The sequence below is a fragment of the Streptomyces sp. NPDC091412 genome (assembly GCF_044756885.1).
Lineage (GTDB): Bacteria > Actinomycetota > Actinomycetes > Streptomycetales > Streptomycetaceae > Streptomyces.
On record NZ_JBIVTV010000030.1, the window covers coordinates 17,835 to 31,021 of the forward strand.

At 69.2% G+C, this 13,187-nt stretch carries 13 protein-coding genes; 1 reads left to right on the forward strand and 12 read right to left on the reverse strand.

From position 1 onward, the window contains the following. From ACIQMV_RS36715 to ACIQMV_RS36770, 12 genes are all read right to left on the reverse strand, one after another. On the reverse strand, window positions 1-385 hold a 385-nt coding region (locus ACIQMV_RS36715), incomplete at its 3' end, for an FAD-dependent oxidoreductase (RefSeq protein ID WP_402597457.1). Further along, the gene (locus tag ACIQMV_RS36720) at window positions 382-1,476 is read right to left on the reverse strand and encodes an acyl-CoA dehydrogenase family protein (RefSeq protein ID WP_402597417.1); all 1,095 of its coding nucleotides are present in this window, start codon (window positions 1,474-1,476) and stop codon (window positions 382-384) included. The genes ACIQMV_RS36720 and ACIQMV_RS36715, both read right to left, overlap by 4 nt. 3 nt (window positions 1,477-1,479) lie before the next feature. Continuing rightward, the gene (locus tag ACIQMV_RS36725) at window positions 1,480-2,796 is read right to left on the reverse strand and encodes an acyl-CoA dehydrogenase family protein (protein WP_402597418.1); all 1,317 of its coding nucleotides are present in this window, start codon (window positions 2,794-2,796) and stop codon (window positions 1,480-1,482) included. 11 nt (window positions 2,797-2,807) lie between these two features. Continuing rightward, on the reverse strand, window positions 2,808-3,251 hold the full coding sequence (locus ACIQMV_RS36730) for a Zn-ribbon domain-containing OB-fold protein (RefSeq protein ID WP_402597419.1): 444 nt from the start codon (window positions 3,249-3,251) through the stop codon (window positions 2,808-2,810). Then, window positions 3,248-4,429, reverse strand: coding sequence for a thiolase C-terminal domain-containing protein (locus ACIQMV_RS36735; RefSeq protein WP_402597420.1), 1,182 nt, complete (start codon window positions 4,427-4,429; stop codon window positions 3,248-3,250). Before ACIQMV_RS36735 ends, ACIQMV_RS36730 begins: the two co-directional genes overlap by 4 nt. Further along, on the reverse strand, window positions 4,426-5,643 hold the full coding sequence (locus tag ACIQMV_RS36740) for a CaiB/BaiF CoA transferase family protein (protein WP_402597421.1): 1,218 nt from the start codon (window positions 5,641-5,643) through the stop codon (window positions 4,426-4,428). The genes ACIQMV_RS36735 and ACIQMV_RS36740 overlap by 4 nt, the downstream gene beginning before the upstream one ends. Window position 5,644: 1 nt before the next feature. Further along, window positions 5,645-6,946: a CaiB/BaiF CoA transferase family protein gene (locus ACIQMV_RS36745; protein WP_402597422.1), complete on the reverse strand. Its 1,302-nt coding sequence runs from the start codon at window positions 6,944-6,946 to the stop codon at window positions 5,645-5,647. Window positions 6,947-6,992: 46 nt separating this feature from the next. Continuing rightward, window positions 6,993-7,748, reverse strand: coding sequence for an SDR family NAD(P)-dependent oxidoreductase (locus ACIQMV_RS36750; RefSeq protein ID WP_402597423.1), 756 nt, complete (start codon window positions 7,746-7,748; stop codon window positions 6,993-6,995). Then, entirely contained in the window at window positions 7,745-8,986 is a 1,242-nt protein-coding gene (locus tag ACIQMV_RS36755) for an acyl-CoA dehydrogenase family protein (protein ID WP_402597424.1), read from the reverse strand. Before ACIQMV_RS36755 ends, ACIQMV_RS36750 begins: the two co-directional genes overlap by 4 nt. A gap of 2 nt (window positions 8,987-8,988) precedes the next feature. Continuing rightward, entirely contained in the window at window positions 8,989-9,195 is a 207-nt protein-coding gene (locus ACIQMV_RS36760; RefSeq protein WP_402597425.1) for a ferredoxin, read from the reverse strand. 1 nt (window position 9,196) lies between these two features. Next, window positions 9,197-10,453: a cytochrome P450 gene (locus ACIQMV_RS36765; RefSeq protein WP_402597426.1), complete on the reverse strand. Its 1,257-nt coding sequence runs from the start codon at window positions 10,451-10,453 to the stop codon at window positions 9,197-9,199. A 26-nt stretch (window positions 10,454-10,479) separates the two neighbouring features. Then, on the reverse strand, window positions 10,480-10,974 hold the full coding sequence (locus tag ACIQMV_RS36770; RefSeq protein WP_402597427.1) for a nuclear transport factor 2 family protein: 495 nt from the start codon (window positions 10,972-10,974) through the stop codon (window positions 10,480-10,482). 366 nt (window positions 10,975-11,340) lie between these two features. Here ACIQMV_RS36770 and ACIQMV_RS36775 point away from each other — a divergent pair, with 366 nt between their 5' ends. After that, complete coding sequence (locus ACIQMV_RS36775; protein ID WP_402597428.1) at window positions 11,341-13,161, forward strand: FAD-dependent oxidoreductase; 1,821 nt, start codon at window positions 11,341-11,343, stop codon at window positions 13,159-13,161. The last annotated feature ends 26 nt before the right edge of the window (window positions 13,162-13,187 follow it).

Below are 13,187 nucleotides of genomic sequence, written 5' to 3' on the forward strand. Positions count from 1 at the left end.
CCGCCGGGGGGGGGGGGCCCCCGGGCGGCCGGGCGGGGGGGGGGGGGCCGGGGCGCGCCGGGGGGCCTACCCCCTGGCGGGGTGGGGGGGGGCCCCCCGGGGCGCCCCCCCCACGCCGCTGTGCCAGGTCCAGGCCTGTGGCGCGCTCGCCGCGGGCGAAGCTCACCTCCAGCTCCGCCAGGCCCAGGCCCAGATCGAGGTCGACGTCGCCGTGCAGGAAAGCCTTCGTCAACGGCGGGCGGTCGTACGGCTCGTGGAGCTCGTCGCCGATCAGTACGATCTCGCCGTCGAAGCCTGCCGATCGGAGCGCCGCACAGGTCCGTCCGCCGCCGATTCCACCACCGACGACAACAACCCTCTGCGGAGCCGCTCCGGCGTACGTCATGCGAGAACTCCCTCCGCACGGAGCACCCGATCGGCCAGCTCGGCCGGCGGGTGCAGGATCATCTCGTTGCTGCGCGCCTTCCGGAACAGCAGATGAGCGCAGTGCTCCCAGCTGAACCCGATGCCACCATGAACCTGGACGTTCTCGCCGCTGGCGAGGACGGCGGCGCGGGACGCCGCCAGCAGGGCCATGGCCGAGGCCTCCGGGAGGTCCCGCGGGCTCTGGACCGCCGCCCACACCGCGTGCTCCACGAGCGACCGGGCCAGGTCGGCTTCCACCGCCACGTCGGCGAGCACGTGCTTGACGGCCTGGAAGGAGCCGATGACCCGGCCGAACTGCTCGCGGACCTCGGCGTACTCGACCGCGTCCTCCAACGACTGCTCGGCGACGCCGAGCTGTTCGCAGGCGAGCAGGAGATCGGCGACCGCCTCGATCCTGTTGCGCAGCCCTTCCGTGACGGCGTCGCCGAGGTCTGTCGCGGGGGCACCGTCGACGGTCAGCGTGGTGATGTCCCGGACGAGGTCCAGGGTCTCGTGCCGGTCCCGGGTCGCGTCCGCGACGTCAACCCCGAACCAGCGCGCTCCGGCCGGGGTCGACGCCTCGGCGATGAGGACGTCTGTCACGGATCCGTCGACGACGGCCGGAGCCGATCCAGTGACCCGCCAGACGCCGTCGACCTCGACCGCGCGGAGGTCGCCGGCGAAAGCGACGGCACCGTGAGCGCTGCCGTCGATCAGTGCGGGCAGCCACACGCCGGCGGTCGGCGACTCGAGCGCGGCCACGAGCGCCTCGATGGCCAGTGCCGCGCCGAACAGCGGAACCGCCGCGGTTCGCCGGCCCAGCACCTCGACGACCGCGCCCAGCTCGGCGTGAGTCGCGCCGGCGCCGCCTTGCTCCTCCGGTACCGCGAGTCCAAGAATGCCGACCTCGCGGATCAGACGCTCCCACAGCTCACGGTCGAACGCTCCGTCGGCCGCGGCATCGGCCCGGGCGACCGCATCGCTGCGGGGCGCAACCCGGTCGGCCAGCTGCGCAACGCACTCGGTGAGCTCCGACCGCATCTCGGCCGCCTCGACATCCTGCAGAATCATCCTTCACACCTCCACGAAGTCCGAGACGTCCGTCTGCAGTGATGCGAGGAGGTCCGCGTACTTCTCCTCGGCCCGGGCCTGGAGCCGCGGCGCGTGCATCGACGGGAAGAGGTCGGGTGCGGGAGTCACGTCGCGCAGCAACTGCTTGGCCACGGACTGCTTGTGCACCTCCGTCGCGCCGTCGGCGATCGCCATGTGGAAGCTCTCCAGGACGTACTTGCCGAACGGCATCTCGGTCGAGATGCCCAGCGAGCCGTGCAGCTGCAGGGCACGGCCGGCGACGTCCTGCAGCACCCTCGGCATCGCGACCTTCACGCCCGCGATGTCCTTGATGACCTGCTTGTAGTTCTTGGCCTGGTCGATCTTCCACGCCGTGCGCAGCACGAACAGCCGGAACTGCTCGAGCTGGATCCACGAGTCCGCGATCATCTCCTGGACCAACTGCAGGTCTCCGAGCCGCCGGCCACGGGTCTCGCGCGAGACCGCCCGCTCGAGCATCAGGTCCAGCGAGCGGCGCACCAGCGCGACGGTGCGCATCGCGTGGTGGATGCGACCGCCTCCCAGGCGCACCTGCGCGACCTTGAAGCCGTCGCCCTCCTCGCCGAGCATGTGGTCCGCGGGGATGCGCACGTCGTTGTACCGGATGTAGGCGTGCGTCCCCTCGTGGCCGGCGTGGCCGGTGACGCCGACGTTGCGGACTATCTCGATGCCCGGCGTGTCCGACGGCACGATGAACATCGACGCGCGACGGTGGCGCGGTGCGTCCGGGTCGGTCACCGCCATGAGGACGAGGAAGCTCGCGAACCGGGCGTTCGACGAGAACCACTTCTCACCGTTCACGACGTAGTGGTCGCCGTCGCGCACGGCTCGGCATCGGAACGACGTCGGGTCAGATCCTCCCGTCGGCTCCGTCATCGAGAAGCACGACGCGATCTCGCCCTCGAGCAGCGGGGTCAGGTAGCGACGCTTGAGCTCCTCGGAGCCGAAGTGCGCCAGCACCTCCGAGTTGCCCGAGTCCGGTGCCTGGGTGCCGAAGACAACAGGGCCGCAGAGGGTCGTGCCGATCAGCTCATTGAGCAGCGCCAGCCTGAGCTGCCCGTAGCCGGGGCCCCCGAGCTCCGGGGCCAGGTGACAGGCCCACAACTCCTTCTCGCGCACCTTTTGCTGCAGGGGCTTGATGATCGCGTTTCGGACGGGGTCGGTCATGTCGAGCGGGTGCTCGTACATGCGATCGGCCGGCTCGACCTCCTCGCGGACGAACTGCTCGACCCAGTCCAGCTTCGCCTGGTACTCCGGATCGGTCTGGAAGTCCCACGCCATGGTGTTCTCCTTCAGGTGGCGGACGGCTCGGATTCGCCGATCGCCCAGTTGGGCAGGACGACGTCCCCTCCGAGGTCGATGAACTCGACGGTCACGGGCGTGCCCACGAGCAGGTGCGGGCGACCGGGCAGGTGACCGAGGAAACGGACGGTCGGGTCCCCGGGTCGCGGTTCGACATCGACCAGGACCGACGTGTACGGAACCGGGAAGTGGGGGTTGATCTGGTGCTCGACGACGGTCCACGTGTGGACCCTGCCCTCGCCGGGCACCTCCTCCCACCCGAGGTCGTCACCGCGGCAGGAACGGCACCGCGGGCGGGGCGGCTGCTGCTGGTGCGCGCAGGCGCGGCATGTCTGGACCACGAGCCTGCGCTCCCGGGCCGCGGCGAAGAATCCCGACGTGTCGGGGTCATCCGTGATCGGACGCAGTCCGATCCCTCCTCCCAGCCCGCTCATGCCGACACCAGCAGCAGGGCGCTCGCCCCCGGCGGAGGCGCCGAGGTGACCAGCGAGACCTCGACCCCGGGGACTTGAGCGGTCGACGTTCCGCGGATCTGGCGGACGCCCTCGACGATGTGGTTCATGCCATGGATGTACGCCTCGGACAACTGACCTCCTGCCGTGTTGATCGGGATCTGTCCGCCGACGTCGAGCGCGCCGCTCTCGACGAAGGCCGACGTGTCGAGGCGGTCGCAGAATCCGTAGTCCGGCAGTTGGAGGAACACCGTGATGGTGAAGCAGTCGTAGAGCTGCGCCACATCGACGTCGCTCGCCGTCAGGCCGGCACGCGCGTAGAGCCGCTCGGCGACGCGCCGGGAGGTGAGGTTGTCGAGGCTCTCCCCCATCAGCACCGGGTACATCTGTCCCGGCCCGACCCGCATCCCCGTGCCCTGGGCGACGGAACGGATCATCGCCGGCGACTGTGCGCAGTCGCGCGCCCGCTCCGCCGAGGTGACGACCAGCGCCGCCGCGCCGTCCGTCTCCAGGCAGAAATCGTAGAGGCGCAATGGGTCGGAGATCATCCTCGACGCGTAGTAGTCGTCGAGCGTCAACGGGCGGTCGTACATCTGTGCCGCCGGGTTCGCGTTGGCTCGCTGGCGGCACACCATGGCGATCTCGGCGAGCGCCCCCGACGTCAGGCCCCACTCCTCCTGGTAGCGCCGGGCGATCATGGCGAAGAACTGGCCGGGCGAGGTGACGCCGTACGGTGAGAACAGCTCGAGGTAGCTCGAGTTCCCCCCGACGCTGCTGTCGGCCGACACGCCCTTGCCCAGCCGCCGTCCCGACCTGCCGTTGAGCGCGCGGTAGACGAGGACGTTCGTGGCCTGCCCGGACACGATCGCCGCCACCGCCTGCCCGACCATCGCCGCCGGGCCGGACCCGCCGGGACCGTTCTGGCCCCAGTACGTGATGTCGTCGATGCCGAGCGCGTCAGCCAGCGCCACCTGGGACGTCTCGTCGTAGTCGCTGCGGATCAGTCCGTCGATGTCGGCGGGAACCAGCCCGGCGTCCCCGATGGCGGCCAGCGACGCCTCGGCGGCGAGTGAGGTGACGCTGACGCCGGACGCCTTCGAGTACGCGGTTGTGCCGATGCCGACAATCGCGCACCGGTCCGGCACCCAGGTGTCGGTCACGACGCCACCTCGTCGGCGACGAGGCCGCTCACCACCGCGTCGGTGTCCGCTCCGAGGCGCGGAGGCGCCTTCGGCCCGGCGGTTCCGTACGAGAACCGGAACGGCGCCCCGGGGAACAGAGCCGACTGACCGTCACCGGCCGCGACCGGGACGAAGAAGCCGCGCTCCCGCAGGTGCGGATCGTCGAGGAGCTGCTCGGGCGCGAAGACCGGACCGATCGGCAGGCCACGGCGCTGGGCCTCCTCGTAGACCGTGACCGAGTCCTGCATCAGGAAGAACGACTCAATGATCGTCTGGATGTGGGAGAAGTGCTCCTGCCGGTACGCCAGCGAGAGGTACTCCTCACCTCCCAGATCGAGGTCGAGACCCATCGTGGTGAGCCACTCGACCAGCGTCTTCCACGTCCGGTCGTCGCTGAGGATCAGCGCGAAGTACACCTGAACGCCGTCGGCGCACTCGAACAGAGCCGGCTGCGTCGGCGACGGCTGCGCGTGCCGGCACGTCTGTCGTTCGAGCAGGACCCGGGGGTAGAACCAGTACGGGTTCGCCAGCTCACCGCTGACCGCCACGGCCTCATGCATCGAGACTTCGACCAGCTGGCCCAATCCCGTGGCCTGCCGTTCGAGCAGGGCGAGGAGCAGCCCGCAGTGGCCGAAGCTCGCCGCGAGCTGGAAGGCCTGATTCCCACCCGGCCTGATCGGCGGGATCGTGTGGTCGTCGTAGCCACAGCTCATGAGGATCCCGCCGGCGGCGAGCGCCACGAGGTCGCTCGAACGCCACTCGGCCCAGGGACCCGTCAACCCGAACGGGGAGACCGACAGAGCAATCAGGTGCGGCAACTCGTCGATGAGCGCGTGCAGATCGAGCCCGTCGGCCGCCAGATCGCGTGGGCCGGCCGACGTGATGAGCACGTCGGCGTCGGCGATGAGCGCCCTGCGCTCCTGACGCCCCTCGGCTGTGGACGTGTCCACAACGACACTGCGCTTGCCCGTGTTGTACGTCCAGAAGTGCAGGCTGTGGTCGGGGTCGCCCTCGTGACCCTGTACCCACGGGCCGATCCTACGGCCGGCCGATCCGCCGGGGGGCTCGACCTTGACGACGTCCGCGCCCTGGTCGGCGAGCAGCTTGCCGACGATCTCGCCCTGAGGATCCTGAGCGAGCTCGACGACTCGCAGACCGCTGTACGTCAGTTCCGAGGTGGGGCCGTCCCACATGTCAGATCACCCCTTCCGACTCGAGCTCTGCGATCTCGTCGCTCGAGAGCCCGAGCATGTCGCCGAACACGTGGTGGTTGTCCTCACCGAGCAGTGGCGCGGAGCGCCAGGTGTGCTGGCGCGTCCGCGAGAACGTGATGGGCGTGCCCTCGAACCGGGCCTCGCCGATCACCGGGTGATCGAGCTCGAAGAAGATCCCGCGCTCCCGCAGCTGCGGGTCAAACTCGTTGATCTCCTCGGCTGTCTGCGCCGCACCGGCGGCCACACCCGCCGACTGCAGGAGGAGCATGGCGTCGCGGGGACTGCGCTGCCGGGTCCAGGTCGCGACATGCTCGTCCAACGCGTCCTGGTGGGCACGGCGCGACTCCTCGGTCGCGAACCGCGGATCCTCGGTCCAGGCCGGCCGCCCGATCGCCTCGACGAACCGCGTCCAGTCGTCGTCCCCGAAGACGGCGATCGCGATCCAGCGATCGTCACTGTCGCTCGGATACACCCCGTGGGGCGCTGCGGGCGGATGCTCGAGCCGGTTCCCGCGGGGGAAGTCGGGACGCCTGGTGTGGTGGCCGTTCACGGTCACGTCGAGCATGTCGGGCCCGATCATCGAGATGCCGACCTCGACGGCGGAGACGTCGACCTCGGCGCCGCGCCCTGTCTTGTTCCGTCGCAGGATCGCCATCATGAGCGCGGCCGAGTTGTAGTACGCTGCCTGGTTGTCCATGTAGGACAGCCCCCATCCGGACGGCTCGCGGCCGGGAAGTCCGCTGATGAAGGACAGTCCGCTGACTGCCTGGACGATCGGTCCGTAGGACTTGAAGTGCGCGTGCGGGCCCGAGTGCCCGAACCCGCTCATGCGTCCGTAGACGACGTTCGGCGACAGTTCGTCCAGCCGCTCGTAGGTGAGTCCCCAGCGCTCCATCACGCCCGGGGCGAAGTTCTCCGTCACGACGCTGCTCACCGAGATCAGACGGTCGACCAGGTCGCGCCCCTTCGGTGACTTCATGTCGACCGTGATGCCGAGCTTGTTGCGACTGTAGTTGTTGTGGAGTCCTCCGCGGTCCGGGTCGGCGTCGGGTATCTCCTCACCGTAGTTGCGCGTCTCGCCCTTGTAGATCGGGAGCAGGCGGGGCCGGTCGATCCGGCGCCGGTTCTCGATCTTGATCACCTCGGCGCCGAAGTCCGCGAGCATACGCGTGGCCACAGAGCCGACGCCCATCCAGCAGAAGTCCGCCACGCGGACACCCGCCAGCGGTCCGACCCGCGGCACCGGCGTGCGGTGGGCGGGACGTGCTGGAGACTCGTTCACCGACGTCATGCAGGTTGCTCGCTCTCTGTGCGTGGATCGGGGTGGCTCAGGACATCGCGGTGCGTCCACCGTCGACCGGCAACACCGTTCCGGTCGTGAAGGAGGACAGGTCGGAGGCGTAGTAGAGGGCGGCTCCGACGATCTCGCGCGGTTCCCCGGCGCGGCCGAGAGGGAACGACTTCGCGCGCTCGCGCCACTCGTCCGTGTACCAGACGTCACTCAGGTCCGTCAGGAAGGGCCCGGCCATGATCGTGTTGCAGCGGATCCGCGGGCCGTAGGCCTGGGCGAGGCCCTTGGTCAGGGTGTTCAACCCCGCCTTCGCCGCGGCGTAGACGAGGTCGGACGTCTTCGGACGAACCGAGGCGATTGAGCTCACGTTGACGATCGACCCGCCGTCGGCCATCCGTGGAGCCGTGAGGGTGCTGAGCCGGAACGGACCCTTGAGGTTGACGTCGAAGGTCTTGTCGAACAGCTGCTCCGTCGCGGTCTCGAGGCTCTCGTACATCGGGGCGATGCCGGCGTTGTTCACCAGTACGTCGAGACGGCCGAACTCCTCGAAGACGGTGTCGACGAGCGCCTCACCACCGGCCCAGTCACCGACGTGGGCGCCGACCCCTACGGAGCGGACACCGCTGTCGCGGGTCAGCTTCTCCGCCACCTCCCGGCACGCGTCGGCCTTGCGGCTCGCGACCACGACATTGGCTCCCGCACGGGCGAACGCCTGGCACATCTCCAGGCCGAGGCCACGGCTGCCGCCGGTCACCAGCACGACTCGGCCGGTCAGGTCGATCGCTACACTCATGGCCTCTCCTTCCAGGACCGGGACTCGGCCACCTTGGGTTCGGGAGGAAGGTTCAGGTGCCGCTCGGCGACGATCGACCGCTGGATCTGGTCGGTTCCGCCTGCGATGCGGTAACCGGGAGCACCGAGGACGTGGGCGTTCCACGAGAACGTGCCCGGCTCGCCGAGGTCGGCGACCGCCCGGTCAGCCAGTAGGGTGCGCGCCAGGTCCGAGACCCGGTTGAGCTTCGCGACCCACTGCAGCTTGCGCATGGAGCCGGCGGCGCCCGGCGCCTCGCCGGCGTCGCGTGCACGCTTGTCACGCCGGAGGGCGATCTCGGCGGCGATCTCCCGCATCCGGACATCGGCCAGTGCGAGCCTGACGTCGCGGTGGGACAGGGAGCGGGTTCGTCTTGCGAGATCGACCAGCTGCTCGAACGACCCGCCGACGCCCGCCTTGTTGGAGGCATTGGCGCGCTCGAAGCCCAAGGTCGCCCGAGTGACGCCCCACCCGTCGCCGACGTCGCCCATCCGGTACGCGTCCGGAACGCGTACGTCGGTCAGGAACACCTCGTTGAAGCTCGTCCCACCCGACATCTGCCGGATCTGGCGCACCTCGACTCCCGGCGCGTCCATGGGGACCATGAGGGTGGTCAGACCGCGGTTGCGCTTCGAGCCGGCCTCGGTCCGGACGATCGCCTGCCCCCAGTCGGCGAACTGGGCACCGGACGTCCACACCTTCTGCCCGTTGACGACCCACTCGTCGCCTTCGCGCACGGCCCGGGTGGAGATGTTCGCGAGGTCCGAGCCGGCCCCCGGCTCCGAGAACAGCTGACACGCGAGCAGTGAGCCGTCGAGCAGCCCCGGGAGCAGCAGGGACCTGAGCTCGTCCGACCCGTAGATCCGCACGGTGGGGGCGATCAGGTTGACGGTCACCGAGAAGAGTTCGTGTCGGGTCGGAGCGACCGCGGCGGTCTCCTCCTCCTTGAAGGCGTCGGCGTACTCCGTGGGCAGGCCGGCACCGTGCAGCTCCGTCGGCCACGAGAGAGCCGCGTACCCGGCGTCGAACTTGAGTCGCTGCCACTCCCGCAGCTCGCGCAGGACCTCGAGTTCGGCGTCGTGGTCGAGATTGTGGAAGACCGAGACGTCGTGCTCGTCCCGCACGGCCGTTCGGGCAGGAGCGTTCTGCCTCAGCCATGCCCGGGCCTGCTCGCGGAACTGCTCGATCGTCGGAGTCCCGACGGCCATGTCGATCGCCATCGTCACGCCTCGTCACTCACCGAGATCGCGCGCTCGGGACAGTTGTCGACGGCCGACAGCAGGTCCGCGATACCGTCCCGGTCGTCGGGAACACGCTCTTCGAGGATGACCGGGAAACCCTCGTCGTCGTAGTCGAAGAAGGCCGACGCGAGCGTGTAGCAACGGCCGTGGCCACTGCACTTCGAGGTGTCGACGGTGATGCGCTTCATCTCAGGCCTCCCAGGCAAGCTGCAGCTTCTCGACGCCGACCTGCGGGCCGCTCTCGACCAGGCCCTCCGTGTTCGTGACGCGGTAGTTCGGGATCCGCTTGTGCCACTCCTCGAGGGTGATGGCGAGCTCGGTCCGGGCGAGGTGTGCGCCGGCGCAGCGGTGCGGGCCGCCCGCGAACGAGAAGTGGCGGTTGACCTGGCGGTCGAGGCGGATCTCGGTCGGGTCGTCGTACACGGCCTCGTCGCGCGAGGCCGACGGGTTGGCGACCATGACCATGTCGCCCTTCTTCATCGGGCAGCCGTGGAAGTCGACGTCCTCGGCGACCTGACGAGCGGTCATCACGATGTTGTGCGCGCGCAGGAACTCCTCGACCGCGTTCGGGATGATCTCCGGCTCACGCGTGATCCACTCACGATCCGAGTCGTGTGTGGCAAGCCAGTAGAAGATGTAGCTCAGCTGGCTCTTCACCGTGTCGAGGCCGGCCAGGAGCATCACCTCCGACATGTTCAGGAACTCGTCGTCGCGGATCGGCCGGCCCTCGATCTGGGCGTTCGCGAGGATCGTGAAGAAGTCGTCCTCGGCGTTCGCCGGCTGGTTCTCCCTGCGGTCCTTGAGGACGCCCGCGAAGTAGGTGCGGATGTCCCGCTGCGCCTGCAGCTGGTCCTCGGCCTCCTCGCCGAAGTGGCCGAGGCCCTCGAAGATCGTCTCGACCCACCCCATGAACATGTCGATGTGCTCCAGCGGAAGCCCGAGGATGCGCAGGAAGACCTTGGTCGGGAACACCTTCGCGAACTGCTCGAGGAAGTCGCACTGGCCGTCGGCCACGAACGACTCGATGGTGTCGATGCAGTCCTGACGGATGGAATCCTCGATGGCCTTCACAAAACGCGGGGAGAAGGCGATGCTGACGAAGCGCCGGTACTCGCTGTGCAGCGGCGGATCGATCATCGTCGGGATCCAGGTCCAGTCCGGGTGCGGGACGGTCGGAATGGTGGCGCTGCTGCTGAAGATCTCCGGCGTCTGGTACGCCTCGCCGACGAGCTCGGAGGTCAGCAGCATCCAGAAGCCGGGGCCGTACGTCGAGTAGGCCGTCGGGCCCTGGTGGCGGAGCTTGTCGAACTCCTCGAAGTAGCTCAGCGCCGGTTTCGGGTTCGTGTAGTCGAAGTGGACGACCGGGCATCCCGCGGCCTTCGCTCGCTCGAGCCGCTCGGCGGCTTCGGCGGCCTCGTCGTACTGCCCGCTGGTCGTGGTCTGCATCGGCGCTCCTCGCTCGGTGGACGGTCTCAGTGACTGACGGCTGGGGGGACTGCGGCGCTGTTCGGCGGCGCTGTGGTGATCGGGAGGTGGTTGGCGACCTTGATCGTGTGGATCATGCGCGACAGGACCCAGTCGCGCTCCCCGCGGTCGAACTCCAGGTCGTAGGTCGCCGCCATCATCAGGACGTGTGACGGGTCGCCCTTCAGCATCTGGTGGGACACGAGGTATGCCTGGGCGGTGGCCCGGTCACCGGCGACGTCGACGCCGTACGGCGCGATCATGTGGTGTTGCCACGCCAGGTGGGCCGTGTTGTCGCGGATGTAGTCGACCATCGCCCGCGCACCCGTCACGACCGTCCGGCCGTTGTGGTAGTCGGCCACGACCTCGTCCGCGAGGATCCCGGCGAGCCCCTCCCACTCGCGAGCGTCCACGAAGGCTGCGTAGTCAGTGATGACGCGACGGATCTCGAGGTCGTCGACGGCCCGCGCGAGTCGCTCCACGAGGTGCTCGGTGGTGTCCACGCTGGCTCCTTTCGGCTCACGGTGTGGCACAGCGCACGCTAATTCGTCATGATAATTAGGTCAAGGGAAAGGTGGGGTCCCTTGCGGCAAGCGGTTCGCGCGAGTCACTCTTCGGCGAGACGACCCCCGCCCTCCGCACCCGTCGAGCGCGGGCGCGCCGGGACGCCGGCCACCCCGGCAGCGACCGGCGCAGCATATTCATCATGATGTATTACCGCAAGGTTGAGACCTCTCGATCCACAAGACGCCCGGCGCGGCCCGCCCCGACCCGCCCGGGCAGCCGTCACCGGATCTGTAATTCCTTATGATGAATAAGCTAGGGTGTGGCGCAGGGCACAACCGGACGGCAGGTCAAGCGAGGTCTCGATGGCATCAACTGCGCGCAAACTCAAAGGCGTTGTCGGCAAGGCGACGGAATCCGGCCTGCCGGAACAGGTCGACGTCGTCGTCGTCGGGTCGGGCGCGTCCGGACTCACAGCCGCACTGAGCGCCGCGGTGAACGGCGCCGACGTGCTCGTCCTGGAGTCCGAGCACCTGGTCGGCGGGACGTCGGCGATCTCCGGCGGAGCGATATGGGTTCCCGATCACCGCCTCTCCTACGACGCCCTCAAGGCGGACGACTCCCCGGAGCAGGCGCGGACCTATCTGCTGGGCCAGGGCCGCGACCAGGTCCTCGACCACGACATCGTCGACACGTTCATCGAGACCGCGCCGAAGGTCGCCCGCTTCATCGAGGAGCAGACGTACCTGAGCTGGATCCCCGTGGCGTGGCCCGACTACACGTCCGACATCCCGGGCGCGTCGAACTTCCGGTCGCTCTTCCCCGGCCCGTTCTCCCCGTCGGTCCTGGGCGATGCGGCCGGCCTCGTGCGACCGCCCAAGAAGTCGGGCATGGCCCGCAACCCCCTGCCCCTGTGGCTCATCAACGGGATCCAGGGCGTGTGGATGGCCGGGTACGCGATGATCGGCGCACTCCTCGAAGGCTGCCTGCACCACGGGGTCGCGGTCCGCACCGGGGCTCGCGCGACGCAGCTCCTGAAGGACTCCACCGGCATCACCGGCGTGGTCGTCGACACCGGCGCGGGCCGGGAGACGGTCCGGGCCTCGAAGGGCGTCATCCTCGCCAGCGGCGGCTTCGAGGGCGACGACGATCTCACCGCGAAGCACCTCGGCGCGCCCTTCCCGATCCAGACCAGCGCCCGCGGTCACGTCGGCGACGCCATGCACATGGTGGAGGAGGTCGGGGCCGACATGGTCGCCACCGACCAGGCATGGTGGATGCCCGGGATCAGCATCCCGGGAGAGGAGCTCGACGGTGCGCCGATCAGCCGCCTCGTCCAGGGCGAACGGGCGCTGCCCCACACGATCATGGTGAACGCCGAGGGCAAGCGCTTCGGCAACGAGGCGGCGTCGTACAACGACCTCGGTGCCGTGATGCGCGAGGTGGACCCTGCAAGCGGCGAGATGCCGAACGCCACCGGCTGGATGATCTTCGACGAGTACTACCACCAGCGCTACAGCTTCCTGAGCACCCCACCCGGCGGCGACTACCCGGCCGTTGTCCAGAAGGCCGCCACCTTGGAGGAGCTCGCCCGCAAGTGCGGGATCGACCCCGACGGTCTCACCCGGACGGTCCGGCAGTTCAACCCGGAGGCCGCAAAGGGCCTCGACCCCTGGTTCGGACGCGGCACCACCACGTTCGAGCGCTTCTTCGGCGACCACAACCCCTTCCTGGGGCGCTTCTCCATCAACGCCTGGGCTCCCGCTGCGGCCGAGCGCGGACGTGCCCTGATCGCGAAGTTGATCGGGCCGGTCGCCGGCCGGATCATGGGGAACATCGCGAAGGCCCGGAATCCGGAGCGGATGCGCAAGCAGCTGGTCGGCCCCCTGGCCATGGTCATGCGTCCCGCGTTGAAGAACCCCGCCACGGGCGCCATCGGGCCCGTCGACACCGCGCCGTACTACGCGGTGAAGGTCGAGGCCAGCGCCATCGGCACCATCGGCGGGCCACGCGCGGACGTCAAGGGCCGTGTCGTCGACACCGAGGGGAAGGCCATCCCCGGGCTGTACGCGGCGGGCAATGTCGGAGGTGCGACGACGCAGGGCTTCTACGGCGGGGCCGGCGGCACGATCGTCCTCGGCGTCGCCTTCGGATACCTCGCAGGAGAGGACGCCGCCGCGCGCTGAGGCGGGCCCTCAGGCGCTCACAGTAC

Coding starts and splice junctions, on each gene's coding strand:
- ACIQMV_RS36720 (WP_402597417.1), bottom strand. CDS start 1,476: ATGATTCTGCAGGATGTCGAGGCGGCCGAGATGCGGTCGGAGCTCACC.
- ACIQMV_RS36725 (WP_402597418.1), bottom strand. CDS start 2,796: ATGGCGTGGGACTTCCAGACCGATCCGGAGTACCAGGCGAAGCTGGAC.
- ACIQMV_RS36730 (WP_402597419.1), bottom strand. CDS start 3,251: ATGAGCGGGCTGGGAGGAGGGATCGGACTGCGTCCGATCACGGATGAC.
- ACIQMV_RS36740 (WP_402597421.1), bottom strand. CDS start 5,643: ATGTGGGACGGCCCCACCTCGGAACTGACGTACAGCGGTCTGCGAGTC.
- ACIQMV_RS36750 (WP_402597423.1), bottom strand. CDS start 7,748: ATGAGTGTAGCGATCGACCTGACCGGCCGAGTCGTGCTGGTGACCGGC.
- ACIQMV_RS36755 (WP_402597424.1), bottom strand. CDS start 8,986: ATGGCGATCGACATGGCCGTCGGGACTCCGACGATCGAGCAGTTCCGC.
- ACIQMV_RS36760 (WP_402597425.1), bottom strand. CDS start 9,195: ATGAAGCGCATCACCGTCGACACCTCGAAGTGCAGTGGCCACGGCCGT.
- ACIQMV_RS36765 (WP_402597426.1), bottom strand. CDS start 10,453: ATGCAGACCACGACCAGCGGGCAGTACGACGAGGCCGCCGAAGCCGCC.
- ACIQMV_RS36775 (WP_402597428.1), top strand. CDS start 11,341: ATGGCATCAACTGCGCGCAAACTCAAAGGCGTTGTCGGCAAGGCGACG.